Source organism: Palleronia caenipelagi, assembly GCF_007004065.1.
Taxonomy (GTDB): Bacteria; Pseudomonadota; Alphaproteobacteria; order Rhodobacterales; family Rhodobacteraceae; genus Palleronia; species Palleronia caenipelagi.
This window is the reverse complement of sequence record NZ_VFSV01000022.1, coordinates 1-22,404: the sequence shown is the minus strand read 5'-3', so window position 1 is coordinate 22,404 and position 22,404 is coordinate 1. Positions and strand designations below refer to the sequence as shown.

Here is a 22,404-nt window from a genome sequence, read left to right as displayed (position 1 = left end):
CGCTGGAAAGAGGCGCGTCTCAATTCGGCGGAAATCAGTACAGGGTTTTTCCCGGGGGAAATTTGCAGGCCACGGTAGGGTCCAAACCGTCCGTGTTTCAGTGTGCCTGGAGGTGTTGGAAGCGAGAGTTGGTGGCCGCACCGGCCGCGCCAATTTGCGCAATGGCGGCCAGACCGATGTCCTTGAACGGTGCTTTCGACCGGGCATGGGTCTTGAGCAAGGTGTCGTGGGCGCTTGTGGTGCCTGCCGACATGACCGGAACGGACGTTTCGGACGTAACAGAGGCAAGCGACAGATCAGCGGCGAGGTCCGGGTCGATCTGGCCCTGGCAACAATCGCGAATGTCAGAGGCAATCTCGAACTGCAGCGCGACGGATTTGCGCCCGGCAATGGGTTGCACCGCACTCAGCCGCTGGAAGCGGCACCCGGAGTGGCGCAGCAGACGTTCCATACCCAGATAAGACAGCGAGACGTAGCCGGCGACGCCGTGCTCCAGGCCCCATTGCATCAGGCCCCAGATCAGAACCTTCAGATAGGCGCTGGTGCTTTTTTTGCGGGCCGCATCGGGGTCAACGGCCAGACGTGTCACTTCGTAAACGCGGGAATGGCGCGGGGCTGTACCGTCGATCATGTCGCCAAAGCAATCACCCAGAAGATAGGGCCGATCCGTCGGCAAAAGCCGCAGGCCAGCGACGACTTCGCCACTCTCGTCGCGGTGCAGCATGTAGACGGCCGTATCGGTGTCGAACTGATCAACCTCCTCTCCGTCATCGTGGGACAAACTTGGCATTTCCCAGCCCAGACGCTCGCGGAAAACCCGGTGACGAAAACGGAAAAAATCGCTTAGATCGTCGAGGTTTACGTGGGTTTGATTGCAGTCGATAACTTGGATCATCGAAGCGTTCCTAATCGCGATTTTGTCACGACGATGGATACTCTTTCGGCTTTTTCCGCGCTATCCGGCGATCTCTTATAGGGGTTTTCCCCGTATAGTTCTCGCCGCTGATTTTGGGATCATTGAGTGCGGGGTGACCTGCGCGTCTGAGCGTCGGAGCCTCGATCACAGACGACCGAAAAACCGACCGAAAAAGGCCGTCCAACCATGAAATCCGGCCCGTATGCGCGTCTGTTCGGCGCCGACGGGGCTTGCGACGAACGCGCGCTCAACTGCGCATCTTAAGGAAGAAAAATGCCCAGAATCATACGTCGAAACGACCAGTCGACCGGCAACGACACCACGATGGAAACCATCACCGGGACACGTGCGACTGTCAGCAATCTCACTTTTCTTGGAACACAAACCCTTGCCACTGGGATCGAGGTGTTCGGCACCACGCTCGGCGGCTTGTCCGGTATCGGCTACAATCCCTTTTCCGACACATATGCGGCCATTTCGGACGATCCCACCGACGCCCGCGCTCATGGACTGCGAATCGACTTGTCCGACGGAAGCCTCGATGATGGCGACGTAACCACTGCGGGTATGGCCCAACTTCTGACCCCCGACGGCGGACAGTTCGAAACCACCGGAGCAGAGCTTCAGGGTCTCGCCTTCGATGCCGCCACTGTCTATCTGGCCACCGACACCGACGCGACCGGCAACCCGGCGCTTTATATCATGCAAGCCCAGGGTCTGACCGTGAGCCAGACTGGCGCCTTGCCGATTGATGAAAAGTTTCTTGTCAGCACAGATGGCAGCACCGGCATCCAATCCGGTGCCGGATTTGAAAGCGTGACATTGTCGACCGACAAACAAACGCTTTGGACGGCAACGGGAAATGCCCTGATCCAGGATGCATCCGCAGCGTCGGGTGAATTGGTGCGAATCTTGCAATACGACACCGTGAATGGCGTCGCGACCGGTGAATTTGCCTACAAGCTTGATGCCGCGCCCGGAAGCGCGGCAAACGACGAATCAGTTGGCAGCGTCGGGCTGATGGAGCTCGTGGCGCTCGACAACAACGGCTCGCTTCTGGTTTTGGAGCGCGGGATTGTCGAAGATGCGGATGGCATCTCTTACATCGGTAAGATTTATCTGGCCGATTTGCGCGTGGCCACCGATGTCAACGGCCTCGAATCTCTGACGGACGGGCCCTATCAGGAGGCGCGCAAAACGTTTTTGGTGGATCTGTCTGATTATGGGATCGACGTTGCAAACGTCGAAGGCATGGCGCTTGGCCCCATGGTTCCGGTCACGCAAGCCGATGGCAGCGTTGCCGACCAGCAAAGCCTTGTCATCATTTCGGACGATGATTTCGGCACCACCGGTGCCGCAGGCACGCAGATCATCGCGCTTGGACTGACCGTGAGCAGCGAGCAGGCAAGCGATTACATCGTGCGCGGCACCGACGGCAATGATGCTATCGATGCAAGCTACATCGACGTCGATGGCGACATGGTGACGGACGGCGACGATCATCTTGAAGGCCTTGCCGGCAATGATCTGATAAAAGGCGGGTTTGGGTCCGACCTTTTGCACGGAGGCGCCGGCGCGGACATGTTGTTTGGAGAAGCGGGTCAGGACACGCTGGTGGGCGGGTCTGGCAACGACCGGCTGTTCGGCGGCGCTGGCAAAGACGATCTGCAGGGCGAAGTAGGCAACGATCTTCTGCTCGGCGGACAGGGCGATGACGTATTGTCCGGCGGTGAAGGTGCCGACCGTCTGATCGGCGGGTCCGGTCGCGACACGGCAGATTATTCCACCTCCGCCGAAGGCGTTCATGTCATCCTTGGCGGAACCGGCAGGGGACTATTGTCGCGGGCCGCTGTGTCCGGCGGCGATGCCGCGGGCGACAGCTTGGTGTCTATCGAAAATGTCTCCGGCTCCGCGCATGACGACCATCTGACCGGTGACCGGTCTGCCAACGTTTTGCAAGGCGGCGCGGGCGCAGACATGCTGACCGGCGGTCACGGCGGCGACACCTTTGTCTTCAATTCTGGCGATGGCGCAGACGTCGTGACCGATTTTGAAAGCGGGTACGACGTCTGGCGCTGGCATGTTCCGGGCGACCAGATCTTTCTGGGTGTCGATGGCATCGAAGATTTTGACAAGGTGGCGGCCGCCGCAAGCCAAACTGGCAGCAATGTGACGCTCGATTTCGGCAACGGCGACAGCCTGACGCTGGCCAATGTTCAGCTTTCGGCACTGGATCAAGACGACTTCCTGTTCGCCTGACAAAATACGGGAGCTGCGGTGGCAGCCCCCGATCTTTCGCACAGAAGGTATGATTCCGCTTGCCCCGCATTTTTCACTCGATCAGGCCCAACATCATCGCCTTGACGACCGCATGGGTTCTGTTGGACGCCATCATTTTGCGCTTTGCGGAATCGATATAGAATTCTACCGATTTCTCCGCAATTTCTAGGATTTGCGACATTTCCCAAGACGATTTTCCACGCGCCGCCCAGGTCAGCACCTGCGTTTCGCGAGGCGACAGGATTGACGTCTTGCGCCGCGAATTGCGCTGATATTCAGCGCATAAAATAAACTCCAAGGCTTGTCCGTGCAGAAACTCGGCCAACAAGCATTCCAGGCCAATGGGCCGGTCCGCTTCGACCTCTGAACCCTCTTTAGCAATAAATGTGAAACCGGCCTGTTCGCCGTTGCGCGACTTGAGCGGGACGGTGACGCCATCAAAAATACCCGCATCGCGTGCATCTCCCATGACCTCAGTCTGACGTCTGTCGAATTTCGCATCCCGGAAAGCATCGCTCCAGCGGAATGCTTGTTTTTGGCTCATCACCCGATCAACCACCGGATCTTGGTTGACGTAACCATAATCACGATAATGCTTCAGCCACTTGTCGGAATATGATGTCAGGCCTAGCGAAGACCGGTTGGTTTCGTTAATCAATGCCGGAGAGCAAACAACGTGGTAGGCAAACTTTGAATAGCCAAGCCGCTCAATCGCTTTTTGAAAAATATCTGTAAGCTGAGATTGCGAAGTCGCCTCGACAACCTGCCTAGCAAGATCACTGAACTGGCTACCTTCATCAAGAAGAATTTCGGAATTTTTTATCAACTCTTTAATCCATCTTCGGGACCATGTGGCCCGTTTTGTATAGTTTGCAGGTGTCAGGGCGCGCAAGGATGAGCCAGTTTTGAACTCTTCTAGCTGCTCGGGACGACCGACCAATACATGGCACGAAACCCTCTCTCGTACCCGAAATTATGCTTACATAAATAAGCGAAACTGACAATAGAGTTGCAGCCTTAAGTTGCAGAAACTCAAATTACCAGCGTGAAACAGACTGTTGGGCATTACCAACTTGCTGACACACCGTGGTGCGTCTAGCATTTTGTCATGAAAATTACAGCCGAGATGTCACGCCTGAAGGGCTATTGTTTCCCCCGTGAAGTCGTGGCCTATGCCGTATGGGCCTATCATCGCTTTGCGCTCAGAGCGGCGGATGTGGAGGATTTTCTAGCCGAACGCGGTGTAACCGTCAGCCGGGAAACCGTACGCAACCGCTTCTCCGTTCCCGCCCGCCGCCGTTCCGCAGTTCAGATCAGATACCACCGCCTGGAAGCCTTCGACGCGTGGAAGGTCGCTGCGAGCATGGCTTGAACGGCTAATACAATCGCCTTCATGCGACTCGGCACTGTTAATGTGACAACACCGGCCTGGCTCATGAAGAGGTTCCGTCGCAAATTTTGGGTGTGATCTTCCGTCTTTCAGTTGACGTCGGTATGTCGCCGGCTCCACGTGACCGCTGACGGGATGATAGGCTGATCGACTTCAAGGGCAGTCATTATCCCAAGGACGCCATCCTCTACGCGGTGTTCTTCTATGTCCGCTACGCTGTTTCATGTCGTGACCTGGATGACTGAGCCTGCAAACGCCAATGGTCCGAGTGAGCAGGCGAAGAGGGCCGAGCGTGGCGTCCCTGTCGATCACGCGACACTGAACCGCTGGGTTGTGAAATATGCGCCGCTGATTGCAGACGTGGCGCAGCAGCGCAAAGCGGCAACTGCCGGGTCCTGGCGCGTCGACGAGACATACACAAAGGTGAAGGGGGAGTGGACCTATCTCTACAGGGCTGTGGATCGGGACGGTCAAACCCTTGATTTTATGCTGTCTGAAAGGCGAGACGAAGACGCAGCTACCCGGTTCTTCGAGCGGACGATCGACTGGAACGGCTGGCCGGACAAGGTGGTGATCGATAAGAGTGGAGCCAATCTTGCTGGCCTCGACAACATGAACATCGCACTGATCCTGGCCGGCTGGTACTGGCTGATCGAAGTCTTGCAGGTGAAGTATCTGAACAATCGCATCGAGCAGGACCATGTTCCCGCCACAAGCCATCCCCCGGATGGTTTGCCGCTTCGCGGACAGGCGCTCACCATCAAGAAGATCACCCGTCCGATGAAGGGCATCAAATCGTTCAATGCGGCGCAGGCGACCCTCGCGGGAATTGAGACAGCTCACATGATCCGGAAGGGGCAACTTGGCGATGCAGGCTCAAGTCCGTTCCAGGTCCTCGCTGACCTCGCTGGCTAAGTGCGTCTGGCCAAAGAGCACTCTGCTCGCGCCAGAAAAGTTTGCGACAGAACCTGTGTGGAGACGGCGGTCATGGCGATGGCGGTCTTCACGTCGCGGGCCTGGAGGATCTGTTGGCCCTGCTGAACGGTCTCGGAAGCGGCGTTGCTGAGCTTCGACAGGATCAGCTTGTCGACCTCGATCACGCCCTCGGCGAAGCTGCGCAGCGCGGTCGTGTAGAGCGAGGCGAAGGTGCGGGCCTCAGAGGTCGCAGTTTTCAGGTTGGCGCTGGCGCGGTCGGCGAGTTTCTCGACTTTGTTCTCCACCGTCTCGGCGGCGTTTTCGACTTTGGTTTCGACTTTTTTAGCAGTGGCAGCCATCGTTGCCTCCTATCGGTTGGATCTGTGTGTTTGCGTCCTTGTGAGACACAAGATAGGGACGAAATGCTGCGCTGCAACAGTGTGATGCTGCATTGCAGCATCTGACGCGGCTGCACAGGGCTTAGGAGGGGTTGAGCCCCCTGCCCCATTCAGTCGACGCGACTCCAGAATGCCTGCTTGCGGCCATGGGCGGCGCGCAGGGACTGGACAAAGCTCTGGTGATCCGGGTGGCTGCCGTAGTCCTCGATCGCGCCATCGGCGGCAGCGCAGGAGGCGAGGTGGCGGGCGGCGTGGCCGTAGCGGCTGGAGCGGGCGGCGTCCAGCGCGAAGAGGATCATCGACCGCCAGATCAGCACCGCGGCCAAGGGATGCTCGGGGGCCAGCGCCTCGGCGGCGGGGGTGAGGATCTCGTAGGCATCGCCGTCGAGTTCCCCTGCCCGGCTGAGCACCAGCCGCGCGCCGAGGGCCGGATCAGGCCACTCGAGGCAGAAGACCAGCGCGTCCCAGAGCAACGGGTGGGCCAGCACGTGCTCCTGCGCCCGGATTAGAGCCTCATCATCCTCGAAATCGGGCAGCTGCTTGAGATAGGCGCGCAGGGTCGGCACGCAGAGGCGGGTCTCGAACCGGGTCCAGAGGGCGGAGTGCAACTCCTCCTCCCGGCCCAGCGCTTCGAGGCTGGCGAAATGCGCCTCGTCCAGATCGGGCGTGTCGAGCGCGCGCTCCCGCGCCTCCTGCCGGGCGAGGCACGTCTGCACGAGGCCCAGCGCCTCCTCCGCCCGACCAGCGGCCAGCAAGCGCAGGGCGGCGGCGGGGGCGATGGTGTGATAGGTCAGCTGCTCTGCCGTGTAGCGGGCGAGCCAGGCGTCCACGTCCCCCTCCAGATCGGCCACGTCCTGCAGGATCATCCCCAGTGTCAGATCGCGGCTCTGCTGCACGACCTCGGCAATGCGGGCGGGGTCGCCGAGAGTGCCGTAACCCTCCACATCCACCGCCTTGATCGGCGTAGAGCGGGCCGCCTCGGCCAGCGCCTTGAGCCGAGTGCGCCCCTTGGGTCCCAGCGCCTCGCCCAGCGCCGGGATCGCACCGTCATATTCGCCGTAGCCATTATCCATCAGCGCCTCGAAGACCATCTCGGCGAGCATCTCCGGGTCGGTCGTCAGGCGCGGCGCCAGGTCCGCGATGGCGTCCATGGCCGCGTCCATCACATCGCCGATGACGCCGTAACTGTCATCGGTGCGCTCCTGGATCGGCGGCGCAAGGCCGAGCAGCGTCCAGAGGAGCTCGAACCCGGTCTTGGCCTCCTCCGTCCCGATCCGCTGTCCGATCAGGTCGATAAGCCCCGTCAGTTCCCGGGCAAGCTTGCGCTGGGCGGGACCGTCGAGCCAGCTCTTCGCGCGGCGGATCTGGGCGAAGCGCTTGCGCACCTCCGCCGCCGCCTCGGCTGGGCTTTGTTCGGCGTTCAGCACCATACGCACCCGCCGCTGCCGCGCCGCATCACCCTTGACCGCCTCCAGCAGAAGATCGGCCAGAGCCTCGGCCCCGAGACCCACGAGGTTCTTCTTGTTCAACGCCTTCGCGGCCATGGCAGGGGCCCTCCTAGTGCTGAGCGATACCACCGCGAGAGGACGGTGAGGTCAAGGCGGGATGGTCCGGACCCGATACCGAAGCCCCCTGCCCTACCCTCCGGTCGCCCTATACCCGCGCCGCGTCTTCACCGCCGCCAGCTTCATCAAAGCCGTCACCGCCTGCCCTTCATCGGCGTGGCGCTCAATCAGCACCCGACCCCGACACCCGATCCGCCCCCACTCCCGTATCAAGCTCGCGCCCCCAAACAGATCCGGCTGCACGCTCATCCGGTAGAACCGCCGCATGTTCAGGGTTAGCTCCACCCGCTTGAGATCAAGCGCCGTGGGGAAGACCTCCAGCTGGTTTGGTTCGTTAGACATCACGGGTGGCACCTCCATGAGAGAGGATATCAAGACTTGGTTGATGGCGCTACTGGGAGGTCGAACTGGCAGCATCTCGGCCGAGTGGGTTACGGGCAATCGCGCTGCAACAATCAGAGTTTTAACCCATTTTCCGTTTAGGTCGATGCAATGATGGTTCACAGCTGTGAACTTTTACTGGACTAACTCAATTCCAAGAAGTTCACAGGTGTGAACAACCCCGTCACAAGCTTTCAACAGATCGCTCATGTGAAGTGAACCACTAACGGATGGCGTCGGTAGCATCGTGTTCGAACTAAAACTCCCGATACTGACGGATGATATCCCGGACGCACTTGCGCATCGAACCTCACAAGACCTTGCAACGAAAATTCGTACACCACATGCCGTGGTATCACCGGCTGAGGCCGATGGTTTGCGTCAATTAGGTGGAAGATAAATTCCGAGCCCCAGGTTAATCGCGGACAAACCATTGATCCCACGGCTCTGAACCTGAACCCCAACCACGACTGGCACTCTGATCGCCCCCAAAAACTATGCTGCTTCTCGTCGCATTTGGGCCATGACCATTGGGCCACAGGAAAATGCTCCTGCCGCTGCTTTCGACGTCAGTGCCCTCAAATACCCGCCCGGTGAGCGGATGTCGTTGAGCCGATCAAGCATCGCAACCAACACAACAGACGCTTGCTCTGGCCCCATATGCTCACAAGCTTCATCCCACGCCGTGAGCGTGATTCCGATCATCGGACGGAGCGTTGACGCCAGATGAACCAGTTCATGCCAGTGTCGGATTGGTTGCTCGGTGTAATTCAAATATTCCTGACACACGGACGTAACCAGACGAAGCGGCACATTCGGCAGATTTTTGTCCTCTGCCATTTTCGCATCAGGAGTATCATCGGCAACCTCCTCATCATCAGATGCTGCTGTTACGACGCCCGCTTCCTGGGGTTTTTCTAAGCGATGTTCAGAATCATAATGTTTTGTATTTGAATTCTGATGGTGCTGCTCATTTGGATGGTCATTGATGCTCATTATTTCTGCACCAGATGGTTCAATGATGTTCCGAGCGCTGTTCAGAGCCTGTGAAAGGTCTGCTTCCAGAAGTTCGAGATCACCCACTTCCAGCTTACGACGCAAAGCCCGGGCCGAAAGGGTCGCGAGGTCGGAGAAGGCGTCCCAGATTGCCAGATCAGGCCGAACGTCGACGCCATAGGCTGCGAGACCCGCAAGATCGCGGCGCATGAGGCTGACGCGCTCGCGCAGCCGCTTGAGCTGCTCCGCTGCGGCCCGGATCTCCTCGGCGGCTGCGCAGATCTCCTCGTTGCGGCGGGCGAGGGGGGAGAGGTCGAAACCAAAGACAATCCGCTCGCCGCCTGCGCGGCGCACGTAGCGCTTTCCGTTGGGACTGTCGCGGCGAAGGATCACCCCGCTGGCCACCAGGTTCCCTAGGTGGCGCCGCATGGTCGAAGTGGGCATGCCATTCAGTCGCTCACAAATTGCGCGGTTGGAGGGATGAACGACCGGATCGGCATCATTCTCGCCCAGGATTGTCGTGGGGTGAAAACTCACCAGCGCCTGAAGCACTGTCACGTCGCGATCTGACAGGCCGAACGCGACACGCGCCACGCCGAGTTCGCGCAGGACCTCCCATTTGTTGACCCCGGACGGGGGCAGGGGAGCGCTGGCGGCCCGTTGGTGTGCCAACAGGCCAGCATCTACCGGTCGCCGGAACGGCGTTATCGGGGTGTAACTCATGGTTTTTTGTCACGAAGACAAAGAAATCCCGTTCCGCGAATCACATGAGACTTGCGGATGAAAGCTCCGGGGACTAACTTGAAGGTGCTAGAAACAAGTCAGGGTCTCGTGGAGCTGTGCTTTGCGGGACCTTTTCTTTGGCCGGTCGTGCCTCCTTTTTGTTGTCTGCTCGGTTTCCTCACTCTTCCGCGCGCTGTTTCCAGCGCCCGTGAAGCTCTGCCAGTATCTCCTCGACCTCCGCGTCCAGCCAGTCGGCAAAGGCGCTGTCATCGACGCGGATCGTCAGCCCCTTGGCGCCACGCGAGACGGCCCCGCTGCGGGCGCCATCCAGCACGAGCGCGCGGCTCTTCGATTTCGCCGCCGGAGCTGGTGTCTGGCGGCGAAGGGTCTGGGTTACGGCCTTGGCCACCGCCTCAAAGGCGTGCCGCGAGGTGTCGGCCGGATCCTCATTGGCCTCACCACGGGCCCGTGCCACGTCGGCGGCGGTGAAGACATCCTCGGCAATGCGGATCAGGCCATCCCGGTCCGCGCTGCTCTGCTCCATCTCCCGGCCCAGTGTTTCCCATCTCGGGCGACCGATCCCGTGAGCGGCCCCGATCATGCGGATCAGGTCAACGCCAACGGCCTCAACCACGGACAGGGCCATGGAAATCGAGGATTTCGTCACCGTCAGAACTTCGGCCACCTGCGACTGGGTGCCAAAGCCATTCTGGACAAGTTCCTGAGCGAACAGGGCTTTCTCGATATAGGAGAGATCCCTGCGGGCCATGTTCTCAGAGATCTGCGCCCGGAGTGCGTGATCATCGTCGAGACTGGCCACAAGCGCGCGAACCTTATCGACCTTCTCCGACAGCCGGATGGCCTCCAGCCGCCGCCGGCCATACACCAAGAGATACCGGTCAGCCTCACTCGGGTGTCGCCGGACCAGGATCGGCACCGTCTGGCCATTGGCCTCGATGGCATCGCGGAGGTCAATGACGTCGCGGGGGTCGAGACGGTCGGCCAGCCGATCATCGAGGATTGTGTCCGGATCCAGCTCCCAGACATGATGCGCATCGACCGCATTCCGGGCCGAGCGCAAGGCCCGGTTGCTGCTAACCATAGACCCGGTGGGCGCCGGGGCAGGGGCCTCCGCCGCCGAGAGCGAATCGAGCATCGATAGCCGCTTTTTCCGTCCTGTGGTCATGGCCGCCCCCATGTCTTCTGGATCAGCTGGGAAATCTCGTCATTCACCGCGTTGAGGCTCTCCATTGCCCGGTCATAGGTGGAGCGGGTGAAGGCGTTGCGTTCAACTTCGTAGAGGGTCTGCTTCGTCAGACCCGCGTCCGAGATCGCCGTCGATTTCAGCATCGGTGCGTTCAGGACAGAGTCCCCGTACATGGTGCGGAGGAACGCGACGATGCGGTTCTGCGGAGCGTCCGAGGGCTCGTAGCGAGTCAGCAGGTAGCGCATCCAGTCATGGGACATGTCGGCGCCACTCTCTGCGATGACATCCATAAGATCAGCCGTCATGCGCAAAAATTGCGACATGGACATGACGTCGAGCATTTCCGGGTGGATCGTGACCAGCACGCCGGTTGCGGCCGAGAGGGCTGACATCGTCAGAAAGCCGAGTTGGGGCGGGCAGTCGATCACCACCACGTCATAGCGCTCATCTACCTGCTCCAGCGCATCGCGCACCCGGAAAAAGAACAGCCCCGCGTGGCCTTGGGACAAGGCGCGTGGCGTGTCATGTTCAAACTCCATCAGCTCGAGATTCCCCGGGATCAGGTCGAGATTGGGGATATAGGTCGGGCGGATGACGTCGTCGATGGGGCAGGGATCGTCGAACCGGATCGCATCGTAAAGCGTGCCGCCCTCCGCCAGATCCAGCTCCGGCTGCACCCCGTGCAGGGCGGTCAGAGAGGCCTGTGGATCGAGATCAATGGCCAGGACCCGGTAGCCTTTGAGTGCAAGTCGTTGCGCCAGATGGGCGGAGGTCGTGGTCTTGCCCGATCCGCCCTTGAAATTCATCACGCCGATAATCTGCAGATGGTCCCCATCGCGCCGACCGGGCAGGTAATCCCCCGGTTTGCGGGCCGTTTTCTCAAGGAGTACGCGGAGGTCCTGCACATCCGCCGCCGAATAAAGCCGCCGGTTGCCTGGCGTAAGTTCCGGGGAGGGGCCTTTGCCATCGAGGTGCAGCTTGCGCAGGTAGCTGTCATTCACCCCGAGCAAACCAGCCGCTTCGCCTGAGGTGAATTTGCGCATCGCCTTGGTGGCATCGGGGGGAAAGAGGGTCTCTCGCTGGGCGTGAAGCTGTCCCGCAAGCCGTTCGGAATGCTGGCGGATCACCGCATTCAGTTCACCCACTGTCCCAAACTGGTCCATGCTCTCTCTTCCCAATGTGTCACTGGCCCCGGGACGACGGTGACGCTATATCTGCCTCATTCGACGCTCTCGCGCCGATGCCGCTCTTCACATCTCCGATGTTATCCGGGTCGTGTTCACGGTCTATGGCGTTTTCCGCCTTGTTTCCGTGACTATTGAGCAAGCAATCCGAGTCGCGCAAGTCCTTTGACGCTTGATCGCCTTATTATTGCCGAGATCCGCCACCCCCGGCGCCCTGTGACCGGGTCTCCGATGCCGAATTCTTGAATTTGTCTCTCAATTGCGATACATTCCTGCCAGCAGAGGAGGACTACCATGCCTGCCCAGACGTCCATGCTCCACGTCCGAGTCGATGAACAACTGAAAAGCAAAGCCTCGGAAGCGCTCGCCAATGTCGGTTTGACCCTGTCCGATGCCGTCCGCATCCTGTTGACCCGTGTCGCCTCCGAGGGCGGGCTGCCCGCAGGCCTGACGACGGATCCTGACGCCTATGACGCTTGGTTCCGCGCCAAGGTGCAGGAAGCACTCGACGACCCAACCCCCGCAAAACCTCATTCGGAGGTCATGCAAGACGTTCAGGCGTTGATCGACGAGACGCGTCTTGCCCGATCCTGAGCACCCGGATCTTCGGTGGAAGACCGCAGCGATCGCGGACCTGATGGCAATTATAGGCTACATCGCGGAGAACAACCCGGATGCGGCTCAGGCGCTTAAAGACGAGATCGAAGACAAGACATCGCGCCTGCCAGAGCATCCGCAGATCTACCGCCCTGGACGGGTCGGGGGCACGCGGGAGATGATCGTCAGGCCGAACTACGTCGTGATCTACTCCGAAACTCCCGATACGGTGACCATCCTGCGCGTCCTGCACGCGGCACAGCAATGGCCCTGATGACCCTCACAGCATCCCTAGTTTCGCGGCTCTTCGCAGGAGCATTTTGACGGAGGAGGGTTGCCATGTTTTGCGGCCTCTTGGTGTGGGTTCGCGCATGGCCTCAAGCCGGTCGCAGATGGCTTGAAGGGTGATGTCGGGGTCGGCGCCCTTGATCGCGGCGACGAGGGCGGGGAGGCGGTCGTCCGTCGCGCGGCGGCCTGCGCGGGTGAGGGCCTCTGGCGGCAGGAACCCGTCGCGAACATAGGCGTTTACCGCTCGCAGGAGGCGGCCATGGGTCCAGCGACGCGCTTCGGGCAGGGGCGCGTTGATGATGCGCAGGACGTCTTCCCATGGCGTGTCGGGACGCAGGCGGCGGACATGGGGCACCCAGTCGGGCGCGGTCCGGGCGAGGCGCTCCATATAGCCGTCCTGCCGGGCGAGGCGCACCTTGCGCAGGGCGTCGGGGTCGCGGGCGCGCAGGCCGGGATTGCCGCCGATCCGGCCCTCGGCGCGGGCGCTGGCCAGACCAGCCCTGGTGCGCTCGCGGATCAGGGCACGCTCGAATTCGGCTGCGGCCCCAAGGACCTGAAGCGTGAACTTGCCCTGTGGCGAGGCCGTGTCGATGGGATCCTCAATGGAGCGGAAGAACGCGCCTTTGGCCTCCAGCCGCTCGATGACCTCCAGCAGATGCGAGAGCGAGCGGGCCAGCCGGTCAATGCGCACGACGACGAGCGTATCCCCGACGCGCACCCGCTCCAGCACGCGGGTCAGGACGGGACGCGCGCGGTCGCCGCCCGAGGCGTGCTCCTCGTGGATCTCGGAGCATCCGGCGGCTTTCAGGGCCTTCACCTGGGGCAGGGGGGTCTGATCCTCGGTGGAGACGCGGGCATAGCCGATCTGGGACATGGGGCAGGGTGCTTTGCAGTTAAGGGTGCCACTAATAAACGGTCGATTGTAAATGGATGCAAGGGGTGGCTCTGGCAGGTTTGCGTCCTGTTTCCTTGGGCTCAGCGGGATGAAGGCGCTGGCCCGGGCGAGCGCATTTGCTCATAACGCTTCCCTTCTTCAATATCGCTTTAAATTCATTGGGTGATCGGCAAAAACTGTGTATTATGCACATATGACCTCCCAACGCCCCACATACCGGGATAATTCCGACGATCCCTTTGAGGACGCTGAAGACGCGACCGAAGAAGATCTGTGGTTCCTGCCGCCGCCCTTGGAACAGGAGCCGGATCTCTTGCCGCCCGGACCCCAACTGCCGCCTGACGAGGCGGATCTCCTCCGCGACTGGCGCGCGGCGGAGGCGGGGCAGGCGGCGCGGCTGGCGCAGGTGGCGGGGCGACTCGGGGCGCTTGGAGACCGGCTGTCGCGGGGGCCGGAGGGCTGGCGGCAGCGGCTGGCATTAACCGAGGCGGCGGAGCTGAGCTGGATCGCGGGCGACAGGGTTGGCACGGATCGGCTGGCGCTCTGGATGGCGTTGCACCTCGCGGGTGTGCAGGACGACATGGCGGCGCTGGCGCGCGCGGCCTGGGCCATGCGGCGGCTGACGGGAGGGCCGGGGCCGGAGGCGGGGCTGGCGGGTTTCCTCGACCGGCGCGACCCGGGGGCTGGCAGGGGCGAGGACCTCTTTGCCGACCGGGCCGGGGGCTGGGAGGCGGCCACGGCTGAGGCCAGCGCGCTGCACCCGATCAGCCGCGCCGCGATGGGGGTGCATCTCTGGGCGCTGGCGGGGCTGGGCGAGACGGGCGACCCGCTGGAAGCCGCAGTCACCGCCGCGCGCATCGCCGCCAGCGACAGCGGGGCGGTCTTCGCGCCGGTGGCCATGGGCGGGGCAGGGGCCTTGCGTCCCGGAGGCACGCCGGGGGAACGGCTCGGGCGGTGGCTGTCGGGCATGGAGAGCGGGGTGCTGGCGGCGATGCGCCATCTTGACGAGATCGAACTCTGGTCCCCGCGCGCCGAGGCCACCATGTCCCGCCTCTCAGGCCGCACGCCGCCCGCGCTGCGCAAGGCCTTCGCGAGCTGGCCGCTCCTGTCGGCGCCCATGGCCGAAGACCTCACCGGCGCCAGCCGCGCCGCGGTCCAGCGCAACCTGACCTGGATGGAGGAGCATGGCCTCATCCGGGAAGTCACCGGACAGGGCCGGTTTCGCATGTGGAAGACCGCGGGGGTGAAGGGGACCCTGTTGCAAAGGCCGTCGTCGGGCGGCACTATGAGGCGATCAGAGGTGGAGTCAAAACGCGGTCCCGAAGGTCTGTGCGCACAACCGGGCTGGGCCTCCTGAACAGATCGGTTTCACGGAAATGGCATCATTTTTTGCGGGGGTTCTGGCCGCGCTCATAGAATTTCTGGCCCGGATTATCACCGCCGTCCGGGCGATTTGGGATGGCGTCGGTCCGATACAGGCCCAGCGGATCTATTTTGCGAACCACACCAGCAATGGGGATTTTGTCTTGATCTGGACGGTCCTGCCCCCATCGCTCAGGCGCAGGACCCGCCCGGTCGCTGCCGCCGACTATTGGCTCAGTTCGGGGCTAAAGCGTTTTGTCGGGCGTGAGGTCTTCGATGCGGTGTTGATCGAGCGCGACCCGACCCACCGCCAGACCGACCCTGTGTCGCAAATGGCGGCCGCGCTCGATGGGGGCAGTTCGCTGATCCTGTTTCCCGAAGGCACGCGTAATACGGGCGAGGAGCACCTGCTCCCGTTCAAGACCGGTCTCTATCATCTGGCACGCCATCGTCCGGCAGTGGATCTCGTGCCGGTCTGGATCGAAAACCTGAACCGGGTGATGCCAAAGGGCGAGGTGATCCCGATCCCGCTTTTGTGCACGGTGCGGTTTGGCGAAGCGATGAGGCTGAGCGATGGTGAGACACGGGACGATTTTCTCGCGCGCTGCCGGGCCGCATTGTTGATCCTCAGCGAGAAAGGCCCTGTTACATGAGCCCACCGGTGGAATTCTGGCAGCTCCTGGCGGGGGTGCTCGCGGTTCTGATCTTTGCGTCGCTGATCGCAGGCATCCTGTCCCGCCGGGCCGGACCGGACGGCGCCGATCCGGTGATCGAGAACCTGGTGGCCCGAATCCGGTCCTGGTGGGCGATGGTGGCGCTGCTGACCCTCGCCATGGTCTTCGGACGCGCCGGGGTCGTGGGGCTCTTTGCGCTCCTGTCTTTCGCCGCCTTGCGGGAGTTCCTGACCCTTACGGCGAAATCCCGCGGTGACCATTACGCGCTCGTGGGCGCGTTCTTTGTCGTTCTGCCGATGCAATACTACCTGATCTGGATCGACTGGTACGGCCTCTATTCGATCTTCATACCAGTTTACGCCTTTCTGTTCCTGCCGATTGTCGCCGTGCTCAGGGGCAATGTGGAAAATTTCCTGACACGGGTGTCGGAAACCCAGTGGGCGCTGATGATCTGCGTCTTTGCCGCAAGCCATGTCCCCGCGTTGCTCAGTCTCCGGATCCCTGGCTTTGAAGGAAAGTCCATCCTGCTGATCGCCTTTCTCGTGGTGGTCGTTCAAGGATCGGACGTGCTGCAATATGTGTTCGGCAAGCTCTTTGGGCGCCGCAAGATCGCGCCGGTCTTGTCGCCGTCCAAGACCTGGGAGGGCTTCCTCGGCGGGGTCCTCTCGGCGAGCCTTCTCGGCGCGGCGCTCTGGTGGATGACCCCCTTCGCCCCGTGGCAGGCATTTGTCATCGCGCTTTTGATCGCGGTGATGGGCTTTTTTGGCGGGCTCGTCATGTCTGCTATCAAGCGTGACAAGGGGGTGAAGGACTGGGGGCACCTGATCGCGGGCCATGGTGGTTTCGTGGACCGGCTGGACTCGGTTGTGTTCTCGGCACCGATCTTCTTTCACGTGGTCCGCTATTTCTGGCCGCCCGTATGAGCGCGGTGCAGGGCAAGGCGGTCCATGCGACCGGCGGCTTTCTCCTCATGGGAGGATGGGCGGCTTTTGCCAACGGTGCGCACCCAATGCCAGCGCCCCTCGTTGCGGGTCTCGTTCAGGGGGCACTGACCGCCGGGATCACGCTGTTTCTGAAACAGGTTATCGAGCGCCTTTTCCGGCGCGTCTCCGGTCCCGCGCAATACCTGCTGCCGCCTCTGGCGGCCTTTAGCATCTCTTTGACGCTGCTGACGGTCGCTCATTCCCTTGCCGGTACGCCCGCATTCTGGACCACGCTCTCTGTCCCGCTGATGATCTCCACGACTTATGCTGTCATTTACACTGTGATATTGAAGCGCCATGCCTAATCGCCGTCCCCTCGCCACACGTGACACGAAACTCGCCAACCGGGCCGCCGCTGCGCTGGCCCGGCGCGGCGTCTCGCCGAACCGAATATCGCAACTGTCGATCTTGTTCGCCGCGCTGGCAGGCGGAGGCTTCTGGGTGTCCGGCGTTGGTGCGGGTTTTGCCTCCGTGGCCGGGCTGGTCGCCGCGGCGGCAGGCTGTCAGCTCAGGCTGCTCTGCAATCTCCTCGACGGTATGGTGGCGGTCGAAGGTGGACAGGGCGTGGCGGACGGGCCGTTCTGGAACGAAGTTCCCGACCGCGTGGCCGACGCGATGATCCTCGCGGGGCTGGGGCTGGGCGCGGGTCAGCCAGCCCTGGGCTGGGCAGCGGCGGCGCTGGCCATAGGGACTGCGTATCTCCGGGAATTTGGATGTGCCCAGGGAGTGCCGGCCGATTTCCGGGGTCCCATGGCCAAACCTCACCGCATGGCGCTGGCAACAGGCGCGGCGCTGGTGGCCACTGTCGCCCCCAACCTCGCAGGGGTCCCGACCCTGACCCTCGCGCTGTGGCTGCTGATCGCTGGTACGGCACTGACCCTCCTGCGCAGGAGCCACAGCCTTCTCATCCAGCTGCGCGCGCGCGGATGATGATGCTGGGCATAAGGAAAGCATCGCAGGACATGACCGAAATGAATGTGTCTGGAACCTGGAATGGGAATCCAGCGGTCATATCGCTGCGTGTAATGCACTCCGATCGATGCCGTACTGAGCGTTCAGGCTGGTGGCAGCGGCACCGATAGCGCGGGCGAGGGGACCAAGTTGTCCGGCGCGAAATTCGGGCAGAACAAGTCCCTGCAGATCCTGTAACACAAATTCAGCTCGTGTTTGATCGACGATGATGCTCCGGATCTGCGGAGGGATCGAGCCGTCGATGATGACGACCTCGAAGTCGATCAGTAACAGACTGGACAAGATCGTCTGGGTCAGAGCGGCGGACGCATCCTGCAACCACGGGCCTGTCAGGTCAGGATGATTACGCCAGAAGTCCGACCTCCCGGGGGAAACGGGGGTTATCCCACCTGCCCGCAATCGCTTTTCCAGCACAAAAAGCGACGCCTGATCCAGTAGCCTTGATGTGCTGCCTCCGGGACGGGCCACCCAGAGGGGACCAAGACCGCCAGCACGTCCTGAGCGGCCCTGAAACACACTGCCGTTCAGGACCAGTCCGCCGCCGATCATCGCGCCAATGAAAAGGTAAAGGATGTCCCGGAGCGTGTAGCATAGATCAAGCTGAGGGCGCATTTGCCGCTTTCCCTGCCTGAACAGATGACACGCTCATAGGCCGCGCGACCGAGGTCGGTCATTCGGTTGAGGGCTTCGATGGCGATTAGAGGCTCGGTCGTCTGGCACTCCATATTTCGGCCTCGTAGCGCGGGCCCGATCACCTGCTTGTAGCGGTCGATCTGGGCTTCGACACGGGAGCGCTGAACGTAGCCGGTAGACTTTTGCCATGCGATGCGACCGTGGTCGGCGTTCATCTGGATATGGACATTGCGGGTCGCGCAATCGCCTGAGATGGCGTTGCCCGGTGGCGGAATAACCAACTCCACATCCGGCCCGAAGACATCTCGGATCATCGCCGATGAAACAGCAGACAAAGTCCGCCACCTGAGCCAGCAGCTCAGGCAGCGCACCAGGGTCGCCGACATTTTCGGTGGTCAGGGTGGACGTGACGATGTAACCGCTCTCGGGGTCGAGGTCGATATGCAGCTGTCGCGTTGCCCATAATTCTGAAATAGCGCTCTAGCCAACTGCGTTAAAAAATCCCAATAGGGTCATGGCGATAGATAAAAAGTCTCATATTTATGGGTAAAATTTTTGAAAGAATGGGCGGCCAAAGCGTACTGTCTCGTATTTAAGAGAAACGCGACAATGGTGGAGAACAGCGAAGGTCGATTCACGGCGCTGCATAACGATGCGGTCTTTCGCAATCGTAAGATCATCACCGAGGTCTACCGGACCGAGCTTGATCGCAACATCCGGGCTCTGGGCTATGAGACGGAGCGGGGCAAATATGACGAGGTAAACATCCAGGGCGTCGATGAGCGCCTTGTGCAGGGCTTTGCCAAGCGCGGTCAGCAGAACCTCAAGTCCCTTCAGGAACGCGGCCTGCCTGTGACACCGCACACCTCCCAGCTGGCCGCGCTGGCTACGCGGGCAGCCAAGCAAGGGGCCATTGATCGGGCCGAACTCCGCGAAAGCTGGCGGGCCGAAGCCCTCAAATTGGGCGTCAGTGAAAGGGTTCTGGCCGCCGCCATCACACAAGCCGAAGCGCGTCAGGCCGAAGGCCTCGGGGCCACGCCTGCGCTCGATCCGCGCAACGACGCCCGGCAGGCGGTCAAAATGCGCCTACACCCATCTGAGCGAGCGCGCCTCCGTCTACGAGCGCGTGGATCTGATGGAGACCGCCCTGAGATCGGCCAAGGTTGCCGGGCTGCCGGAGATCGAGCGCGAGGTTGCGCGACTGGAAAAGGCCAAGGTCCTGATCGCCTCCGGCGAGGAAAAAGAAAATCTCACTGACATGCACACGGTCGCGATCGAGCGGGAGAACCTGCGCACCTGGCGGGCCTCCCGGCGCTCGGGAGGGGTGGAAAAGGGCATCGTGCAGCGCCTGACCGGCGACGCGGCTCTTGCCCGTCAACTCTCCAAAACCACCCTGACCGAGGGGCAGCGCGACGCTGTGGCCCTCTCACTCTCCTCCCGCAAGGATCGCTACGTTGCCGTCCAAGGCTATGCCGGCACCGGCAAGACCTTTGCCATGGGGAAGCTCCAGCACTACGCTGAAAAGCACGGATACACGGTCGAGGGCTATGCCCCCTCCCATGTAGCCGTTGCCGCCCTTCAGGAGGCCATCCCACAAACCACTACGCTCGCCTCACTGACCACTCGTGAACGGACCCATCCCGTCGAGATCGACAAGTCGAAGACCATCATGGTCGTCGATGAAGCCTCGATGATCTCGTCGCGCGAGATGCGGACGCTGATGGATCACGCGACCCGCACCGGGGTGGCGCGGGTCGTCTTTCTGGGCGACGTGAAGCAGCTCGACGCGGTCGCCGCCGGCACGCCGTTCGACCAGCTTCAGAAAGCCGGGATCCCGAACGCCGTGATGGATGACATCCAGCGCCAGCGTGATCCTGCGCTTCGCGATGCCGTGAACCACGCGATCAAAGGTGAGGCCCGTGCGGCGATCCACAAGATCGGCGACAACCTCCGTGTGTCGGAGGATTTCAAGGAGGCCGCTGCCGAGGCCTGGCTTGGTCTCAGTGACAGCGACCGCGCCAAAACCCGTCTCATCGCGCTCACCAACAAGACGCGCAATGAGATGAACGAGACGATCCGCGAGGGGCTGAAACATGAGGGCAAGATCCGGGGCAGGGAGGTGACGATCCGGAGCCTTGAGCCCCTTCAGTTCACCCGCGCCGAGGCGGCTGATGTGCGCTCCTACAAGACCGGCGACGTGGTCTATGCGCTGCGCTCCGTGAAGGCGTCTAGCATCTCCCGCGGCGAGACCTATGACGTGGTGCAAGTCGACCTCGACAAGGGCTCTCTCATCCTGCGCTCCGAGGCAGGTGGCACCCCCCTGACGGTCCCCATCAGCCCGGCAGCCGGGCCGCGCAAAGCCTCATCGCCTACGACACCGACCAGCGTAATGTGGCTGCTGGAGACGCTGTCCGATTCAAGATCACCGACAAAGAGGCGAACGTCACCAATGGCGAAACAGGGCGGATCACTGCCGTCAGCCAGAGCTCGATTTCGATTGAGAAAGAGGACGGCACGAAGCTGGATCTGGACCCGAACGCGCTCGCAGCGCGCGGCATTCAATACAACTATGCAGCGACTACTCACGCTGTTCAGGGCGCCACCGTCGACCGGGTGATCGCCGCCATGGGACCTGATGAAGCGCTGACCTCGCAGAAATCATTCTACGTCCAGATCAGCCGCGCCCGCGACGAGGCACTCCTGTTCACCTCCGATTCCGACAAGCTCGCGGCCCGGATCCAAGAGACGACCGGGGTTCGTCAGGACGCGCTCTCTACCTGGCGCGATGCCATGAAAGACGATCTCGCCGAGGCTTCGCGCGCGGCTGACGCGGCGCGACAGGAGGCCGAAAAGGCGCGCAAGGATCCGGAGCAGACGCCCGAGAAAGACGCCTCCCAGGAGCGGTCACACGAGCCCTCGGACGCCAAAGACAAGACCCCCGAAACCGAGCGCAAGGACCCGTTCGACCATGCCCGCGAACTGGCCGAAACCGTGCGTGAAAGACAGAAGGATATGTCCAGATGAGTACCGACAAGAATCCACGCGTTCGCCCCTATCTCGGACCCAAAGCTCTCTCCCTGATAGACCCTGACGACGGCAACGTTTCCGCAGCTCTTGAAGAGGCGATCGAGACCCTCTAGCGTGACTTCGAGAAGGCTAAGCTCCGGGTGGAAGAGCTGGAACGCCAGGCAGACAAAATCGCCGATCCCGAGCGCCTCGAAGACCCGATCCGCCAGACAATGGAAGCCAGCTTTGCCGCTCTCCGCGACGATCTTCTTGGCGCATCGCAGCCATCCGAAAGCACCCCACCACCTGTGACCCGAGATGAGCTGTCCGCAATGTTCGCGGACCTCGCCTCGAACCTCTCGACTCTCAATGAGACGGTCATCCATCTTGGCAAGCGGCAGGCCGCATGGAGCCAGCAGCTCTTCGATGAATTTACCGCAACCCGAACACTGATCGCGATGCTCTCGCCGTCCGAGGAAGAAGAGATGCTTGCACTCATGGATCGGGCCGAGCGTCAAATCGGGGAGATGCGGAAGTCTCCCGAGCGGGACCGGCGGAGCCGACAGCTGGAGTTGGAGCTCGAGCAGGAAGACCGCGAATTGATGGCGCGCCTCGAGCGTGAGCGGGGCCCAGATGGAGATCGCGACCATGAGCAGGAGGACGAGCATGAGCGGTAATTTTCACCCTCCCTTACCCGATAAATCCCTCGAATCTAGCGTGGCACAGCGTGGCACGGCGTGGCCACCCCCCTCGCAACCCATTGTAAAGCGGAGGTAATTTTTTTCCGGGCATCACTCGTTACCGATTTTTTGCCGTTTTTTCGTTACAGAACAGATGTTTGGGGGAAATACAGTATGCTGCGTTATGTGTGGATCCGCTCATGAGGCCCGAAGGGCCGACGGACGATCCATGTCTCGCTCTAACGGTTTGATCTGGCGAAGTTCCCGCCGGATCAACGGGAGCCGAAGCGGCGATTGAACGGGCCTCGTTGTCCTTTCCCAAGTTTTCCTGGGGCGTTCCCGGGTGTTTGCGAGGATTT

General features: G+C 61.5%; 23 protein-coding genes and 2 pseudogenes. 14 read left to right on the top strand and 11 right to left on the bottom strand.

Annotation, left to right across the window (positions count from 1 at the left end):
- Window positions 1–97: 97 nt before the first annotated feature.
- The gene (locus FEV53_RS12570) at window positions 98–895 is read right to left on the bottom strand and encodes an acyl-homoserine-lactone synthase (RefSeq protein ID WP_142835178.1); all 798 of its coding nucleotides are present in this window, start codon (window positions 893–895) and stop codon (window positions 98–100) included.
- A 294-nt stretch (window positions 896–1,189) separates the two neighbouring features.
- Between FEV53_RS12570 and FEV53_RS21235 the strand changes: the two genes are divergently transcribed.
- Entirely contained in the window at window positions 1,190–3,175 is a 1,986-nt protein-coding gene (locus FEV53_RS21235; protein WP_221931613.1) for an esterase-like activity of phytase family protein, read from the top strand.
- Window positions 3,176–3,248: 73 nt separating this feature from the next.
- Here FEV53_RS21235 and FEV53_RS12560 read toward each other — a convergent pair whose 3' ends face one another.
- The gene (locus FEV53_RS12560) at window positions 3,249–4,088 is read right to left on the bottom strand and encodes a helix-turn-helix transcriptional regulator (protein WP_185962192.1); all 840 of its coding nucleotides are present in this window, start codon (window positions 4,086–4,088) and stop codon (window positions 3,249–3,251) included.
- A 216-nt stretch (window positions 4,089–4,304) separates the two neighbouring features.
- On the opposite strand from FEV53_RS12560, the pseudogene FEV53_RS12555 reads away from it, so the two are divergent.
- A pseudogene (locus tag FEV53_RS12555) lies at window positions 4,305–4,544 on the top strand (IS6 family transposase); the annotation flags it as partial.
- Between the two features lie 185 nt (window positions 4,545–4,729).
- A pseudogene (locus tag FEV53_RS12550) lies at window positions 4,730–5,501 on the top strand (IS6 family transposase).
- Here FEV53_RS12550 and FEV53_RS12545 read toward each other — a convergent pair.
- The 6 genes from FEV53_RS12545 to repA all read right to left on the bottom strand — a co-directional run bounded on the left by FEV53_RS12545 (window position 5,498) and on the right by repA (window position 11,934).
- The gene (locus FEV53_RS12545; protein ID WP_142835176.1) at window positions 5,498–5,860 is read right to left on the bottom strand and encodes a hypothetical protein; all 363 of its coding nucleotides are present in this window, start codon (window positions 5,858–5,860) and stop codon (window positions 5,498–5,500) included. The pseudogene FEV53_RS12550 and the gene FEV53_RS12545 sit on opposite strands and share 4 nt — an antisense overlap.
- A 149-nt stretch (window positions 5,861–6,009) precedes the next feature.
- Window positions 6,010–7,443, bottom strand: a complete 1,434-nt coding sequence (locus FEV53_RS12540; protein ID WP_142835175.1) for a DUF6880 family protein — start codon at window positions 7,441–7,443, stop codon at window positions 6,010–6,012.
- A gap of 93 nt (window positions 7,444–7,536) precedes the next feature.
- Window positions 7,537–7,806 (bottom strand): WGR domain-containing protein, encoded by a 270-nt coding sequence (locus tag FEV53_RS12535; protein ID WP_142835174.1) that lies wholly within the window; start codon window positions 7,804–7,806, stop codon window positions 7,537–7,539.
- Between the two features lie 534 nt (window positions 7,807–8,340).
- Entirely contained in the window at window positions 8,341–9,564 is a 1,224-nt protein-coding gene (gene repC / locus FEV53_RS12530) for a plasmid replication protein RepC (RefSeq protein WP_142835173.1), read from the bottom strand.
- A gap of 178 nt (window positions 9,565–9,742) precedes the next feature.
- On the bottom strand, window positions 9,743–10,750 hold the full coding sequence (gene repB, locus FEV53_RS12525) for a plasmid partitioning protein RepB (protein ID WP_142835172.1): 1,008 nt from the start codon (window positions 10,748–10,750) through the stop codon (window positions 9,743–9,745).
- The gene (gene repA / locus FEV53_RS12520) at window positions 10,747–11,934 is read right to left on the bottom strand and encodes a plasmid partitioning protein RepA (RefSeq protein WP_142835171.1); all 1,188 of its coding nucleotides are present in this window, start codon (window positions 11,932–11,934) and stop codon (window positions 10,747–10,749) included. Before repA ends, repB begins: the two co-directional genes overlap by 4 nt.
- A gap of 315 nt (window positions 11,935–12,249) precedes the next feature.
- Between repA and FEV53_RS12515 the strand changes: the two genes are divergently transcribed.
- Together FEV53_RS12515 and FEV53_RS12510 are read left to right on the top strand one after the other, a co-directional pair.
- The gene (locus tag FEV53_RS12515) at window positions 12,250–12,549 is read left to right on the top strand and encodes a type II toxin-antitoxin system RelB/DinJ family antitoxin (protein WP_142835170.1); all 300 of its coding nucleotides are present in this window, start codon (window positions 12,250–12,252) and stop codon (window positions 12,547–12,549) included.
- The gene (locus tag FEV53_RS12510) at window positions 12,536–12,826 is read left to right on the top strand and encodes a type II toxin-antitoxin system RelE/ParE family toxin (RefSeq protein ID WP_246100805.1); all 291 of its coding nucleotides are present in this window, start codon (window positions 12,536–12,538) and stop codon (window positions 12,824–12,826) included. The genes FEV53_RS12515 and FEV53_RS12510 overlap by 14 nt, the downstream gene beginning before the upstream one ends.
- Before the next feature lie 6 nt (window positions 12,827–12,832).
- Here the strand turns inward: FEV53_RS12510 and FEV53_RS12505 are convergent, their stop codons facing one another.
- The gene (locus tag FEV53_RS12505) at window positions 12,833–13,714 is read right to left on the bottom strand and encodes a recombinase family protein (RefSeq protein WP_142835169.1); all 882 of its coding nucleotides are present in this window, start codon (window positions 13,712–13,714) and stop codon (window positions 12,833–12,835) included.
- Window positions 13,715–13,928: 214 nt separating this feature from the next.
- Here FEV53_RS12505 and FEV53_RS12500 point away from each other — a divergent pair, with 214 nt between their 5' ends.
- The 5 genes from FEV53_RS12500 to FEV53_RS12480 are packed head-to-tail and all read left to right on the top strand — an operon-like array spanning window position 13,929 to window position 17,684.
- On the top strand, window positions 13,929–15,092 hold the full coding sequence (locus FEV53_RS12500; protein WP_142835167.1) for a hypothetical protein: 1,164 nt from the start codon (window positions 13,929–13,931) through the stop codon (window positions 15,090–15,092).
- 19 nt (window positions 15,093–15,111) lie between these two features.
- Window positions 15,112–15,750, top strand: a complete 639-nt coding sequence (locus FEV53_RS12495) for a lysophospholipid acyltransferase family protein (RefSeq protein WP_142835165.1) — start codon at window positions 15,112–15,114, stop codon at window positions 15,748–15,750.
- Complete coding sequence (locus tag FEV53_RS12490) at window positions 15,747–16,694, top strand: phosphatidate cytidylyltransferase (protein ID WP_142835163.1); 948 nt, start codon at window positions 15,747–15,749, stop codon at window positions 16,692–16,694. The genes FEV53_RS12495 and FEV53_RS12490 overlap by 4 nt, the downstream gene beginning before the upstream one ends.
- Window positions 16,691–17,059 carry a hypothetical protein gene (locus FEV53_RS12485; protein ID WP_142835161.1) on the top strand — a complete coding sequence of 123 codons (369 nt, stop codon included), beginning with the start codon at window positions 16,691–16,693 and terminating at the stop codon, window positions 17,057–17,059. Before FEV53_RS12490 ends, FEV53_RS12485 begins: the two co-directional genes overlap by 4 nt.
- Complete coding sequence (locus tag FEV53_RS12480; protein WP_142835159.1) at window positions 17,052–17,684, top strand: CDP-alcohol phosphatidyltransferase family protein; 633 nt, start codon at window positions 17,052–17,054, stop codon at window positions 17,682–17,684. Before FEV53_RS12485 ends, FEV53_RS12480 begins: the two co-directional genes overlap by 8 nt.
- Window positions 17,685–17,762: 78 nt before the next feature.
- On the opposite strand, the gene FEV53_RS12475 is transcribed toward FEV53_RS12480, so the two are convergent.
- On the bottom strand, window positions 17,763–18,338 hold the full coding sequence (locus FEV53_RS12475; RefSeq protein ID WP_142835157.1) for an ROK family protein: 576 nt from the start codon (window positions 18,336–18,338) through the stop codon (window positions 17,763–17,765).
- A complete protein-coding gene (locus tag FEV53_RS12470; RefSeq protein ID WP_142835155.1) occupies window positions 18,272–18,694 on the bottom strand; it encodes a hypothetical protein in 423 nt (140 codons plus the stop codon). The genes FEV53_RS12475 and FEV53_RS12470 overlap by 67 nt, the downstream gene beginning before the upstream one ends.
- A 274-nt stretch (window positions 18,695–18,968) precedes the next feature.
- Between FEV53_RS12470 and FEV53_RS21520 the strand changes: the two genes are divergently transcribed.
- The 4 genes from FEV53_RS21520 (at window position 18,969) to FEV53_RS12450 (ending at window position 22,042) form a co-directional block, all read left to right on the top strand.
- Entirely contained in the window at window positions 18,969–19,616 is a 648-nt protein-coding gene (locus FEV53_RS21520) for a relaxase domain-containing protein (RefSeq protein ID WP_142835153.1), read from the top strand.
- Between the two features lies 1 nt (window position 19,617).
- Complete coding sequence (locus FEV53_RS12460) at window positions 19,618–20,976, top strand: AAA family ATPase (protein WP_246100808.1); 1,359 nt, start codon at window positions 19,618–19,620, stop codon at window positions 20,974–20,976.
- Between the two features lie 8 nt (window positions 20,977–20,984).
- Window positions 20,985–21,383 carry a hypothetical protein gene (locus FEV53_RS12455; RefSeq protein ID WP_142835149.1) on the top strand — a complete coding sequence of 133 codons (399 nt, stop codon included), beginning with the start codon at window positions 20,985–20,987 and terminating at the stop codon, window positions 21,381–21,383.
- Window positions 21,384–21,526: 143 nt separating this feature from the next.
- Window positions 21,527–22,042 carry a hypothetical protein gene (locus FEV53_RS12450; RefSeq protein WP_142835147.1) on the top strand — a complete coding sequence of 172 codons (516 nt, stop codon included), beginning with the start codon at window positions 21,527–21,529 and terminating at the stop codon, window positions 22,040–22,042.
- Window positions 22,043–22,404: the final 362 nt, after the last annotated feature.

What these genes read in the sequence shown, in the direction of transcription:
- FEV53_RS12490 (WP_142835163.1), top strand. Translation starts at nt 15,747, where the DNA reads ATGAGCCCACCGGTGGAATTCTGGCAGCTCCTGGCGGGGGTGCTCGCG.
- FEV53_RS12460 (WP_246100808.1), top strand. Translation starts at nt 19,618, where the DNA reads ATGCACACGGTCGCGATCGAGCGGGAGAACCTGCGCACCTGGCGGGCC.
- FEV53_RS21235 (WP_221931613.1), top strand. Translation starts at nt 1,190, where the DNA reads ATGCCCAGAATCATACGTCGAAACGACCAGTCGACCGGCAACGACACC.
- FEV53_RS12455 (WP_142835149.1), top strand. Translation starts at nt 20,985, where the DNA reads ATGGGACCTGATGAAGCGCTGACCTCGCAGAAATCATTCTACGTCCAG.
- repB (WP_142835172.1), bottom strand. Translation starts at nt 10,750, where the DNA reads ATGACCACAGGACGGAAAAAGCGGCTATCGATGCTCGATTCGCTCTCG.
- FEV53_RS12515 (WP_142835170.1), top strand. Translation starts at nt 12,250, where the DNA reads ATGCCTGCCCAGACGTCCATGCTCCACGTCCGAGTCGATGAACAACTG.
- FEV53_RS12485 (WP_142835161.1), top strand. Translation starts at nt 16,691, where the DNA reads ATGAGCGCGGTGCAGGGCAAGGCGGTCCATGCGACCGGCGGCTTTCTC.
- FEV53_RS12570 (WP_142835178.1), bottom strand. Translation starts at nt 895, where the DNA reads ATGATCCAAGTTATCGACTGCAATCAAACCCACGTAAACCTCGACGAT.
- FEV53_RS21520 (WP_142835153.1), top strand. Translation starts at nt 18,969, where the DNA reads ATGGTGGAGAACAGCGAAGGTCGATTCACGGCGCTGCATAACGATGCG.
- FEV53_RS12540 (WP_142835175.1), bottom strand. Translation starts at nt 7,443, where the DNA reads ATGGCCGCGAAGGCGTTGAACAAGAAGAACCTCGTGGGTCTCGGGGCC.
- FEV53_RS12500 (WP_142835167.1), top strand. Translation starts at nt 13,929, where the DNA reads ATGACCTCCCAACGCCCCACATACCGGGATAATTCCGACGATCCCTTT.
- repA (WP_142835171.1), bottom strand. Translation starts at nt 11,934, where the DNA reads ATGGACCAGTTTGGGACAGTGGGTGAACTGAATGCGGTGATCCGCCAG.
- FEV53_RS12475 (WP_142835157.1), bottom strand. Translation starts at nt 18,338, where the DNA reads ATGCGCCCTCAGCTTGATCTATGCTACACGCTCCGGGACATCCTTTAC.
- FEV53_RS12495 (WP_142835165.1), top strand. Translation starts at nt 15,112, where the DNA reads ATGGCATCATTTTTTGCGGGGGTTCTGGCCGCGCTCATAGAATTTCTG.
- FEV53_RS12480 (WP_142835159.1), top strand. Translation starts at nt 17,052, where the DNA reads ATGCCTAATCGCCGTCCCCTCGCCACACGTGACACGAAACTCGCCAAC.
- repC (WP_142835173.1), bottom strand. Translation starts at nt 9,564, where the DNA reads ATGAGTTACACCCCGATAACGCCGTTCCGGCGACCGGTAGATGCTGGC.
- FEV53_RS12535 (WP_142835174.1), bottom strand. Translation starts at nt 7,806, where the DNA reads ATGTCTAACGAACCAAACCAGCTGGAGGTCTTCCCCACGGCGCTTGAT.
- FEV53_RS12505 (WP_142835169.1), bottom strand. Translation starts at nt 13,714, where the DNA reads ATGTCCCAGATCGGCTATGCCCGCGTCTCCACCGAGGATCAGACCCCC.
- FEV53_RS12545 (WP_142835176.1), bottom strand. Translation starts at nt 5,860, where the DNA reads ATGGCTGCCACTGCTAAAAAAGTCGAAACCAAAGTCGAAAACGCCGCC.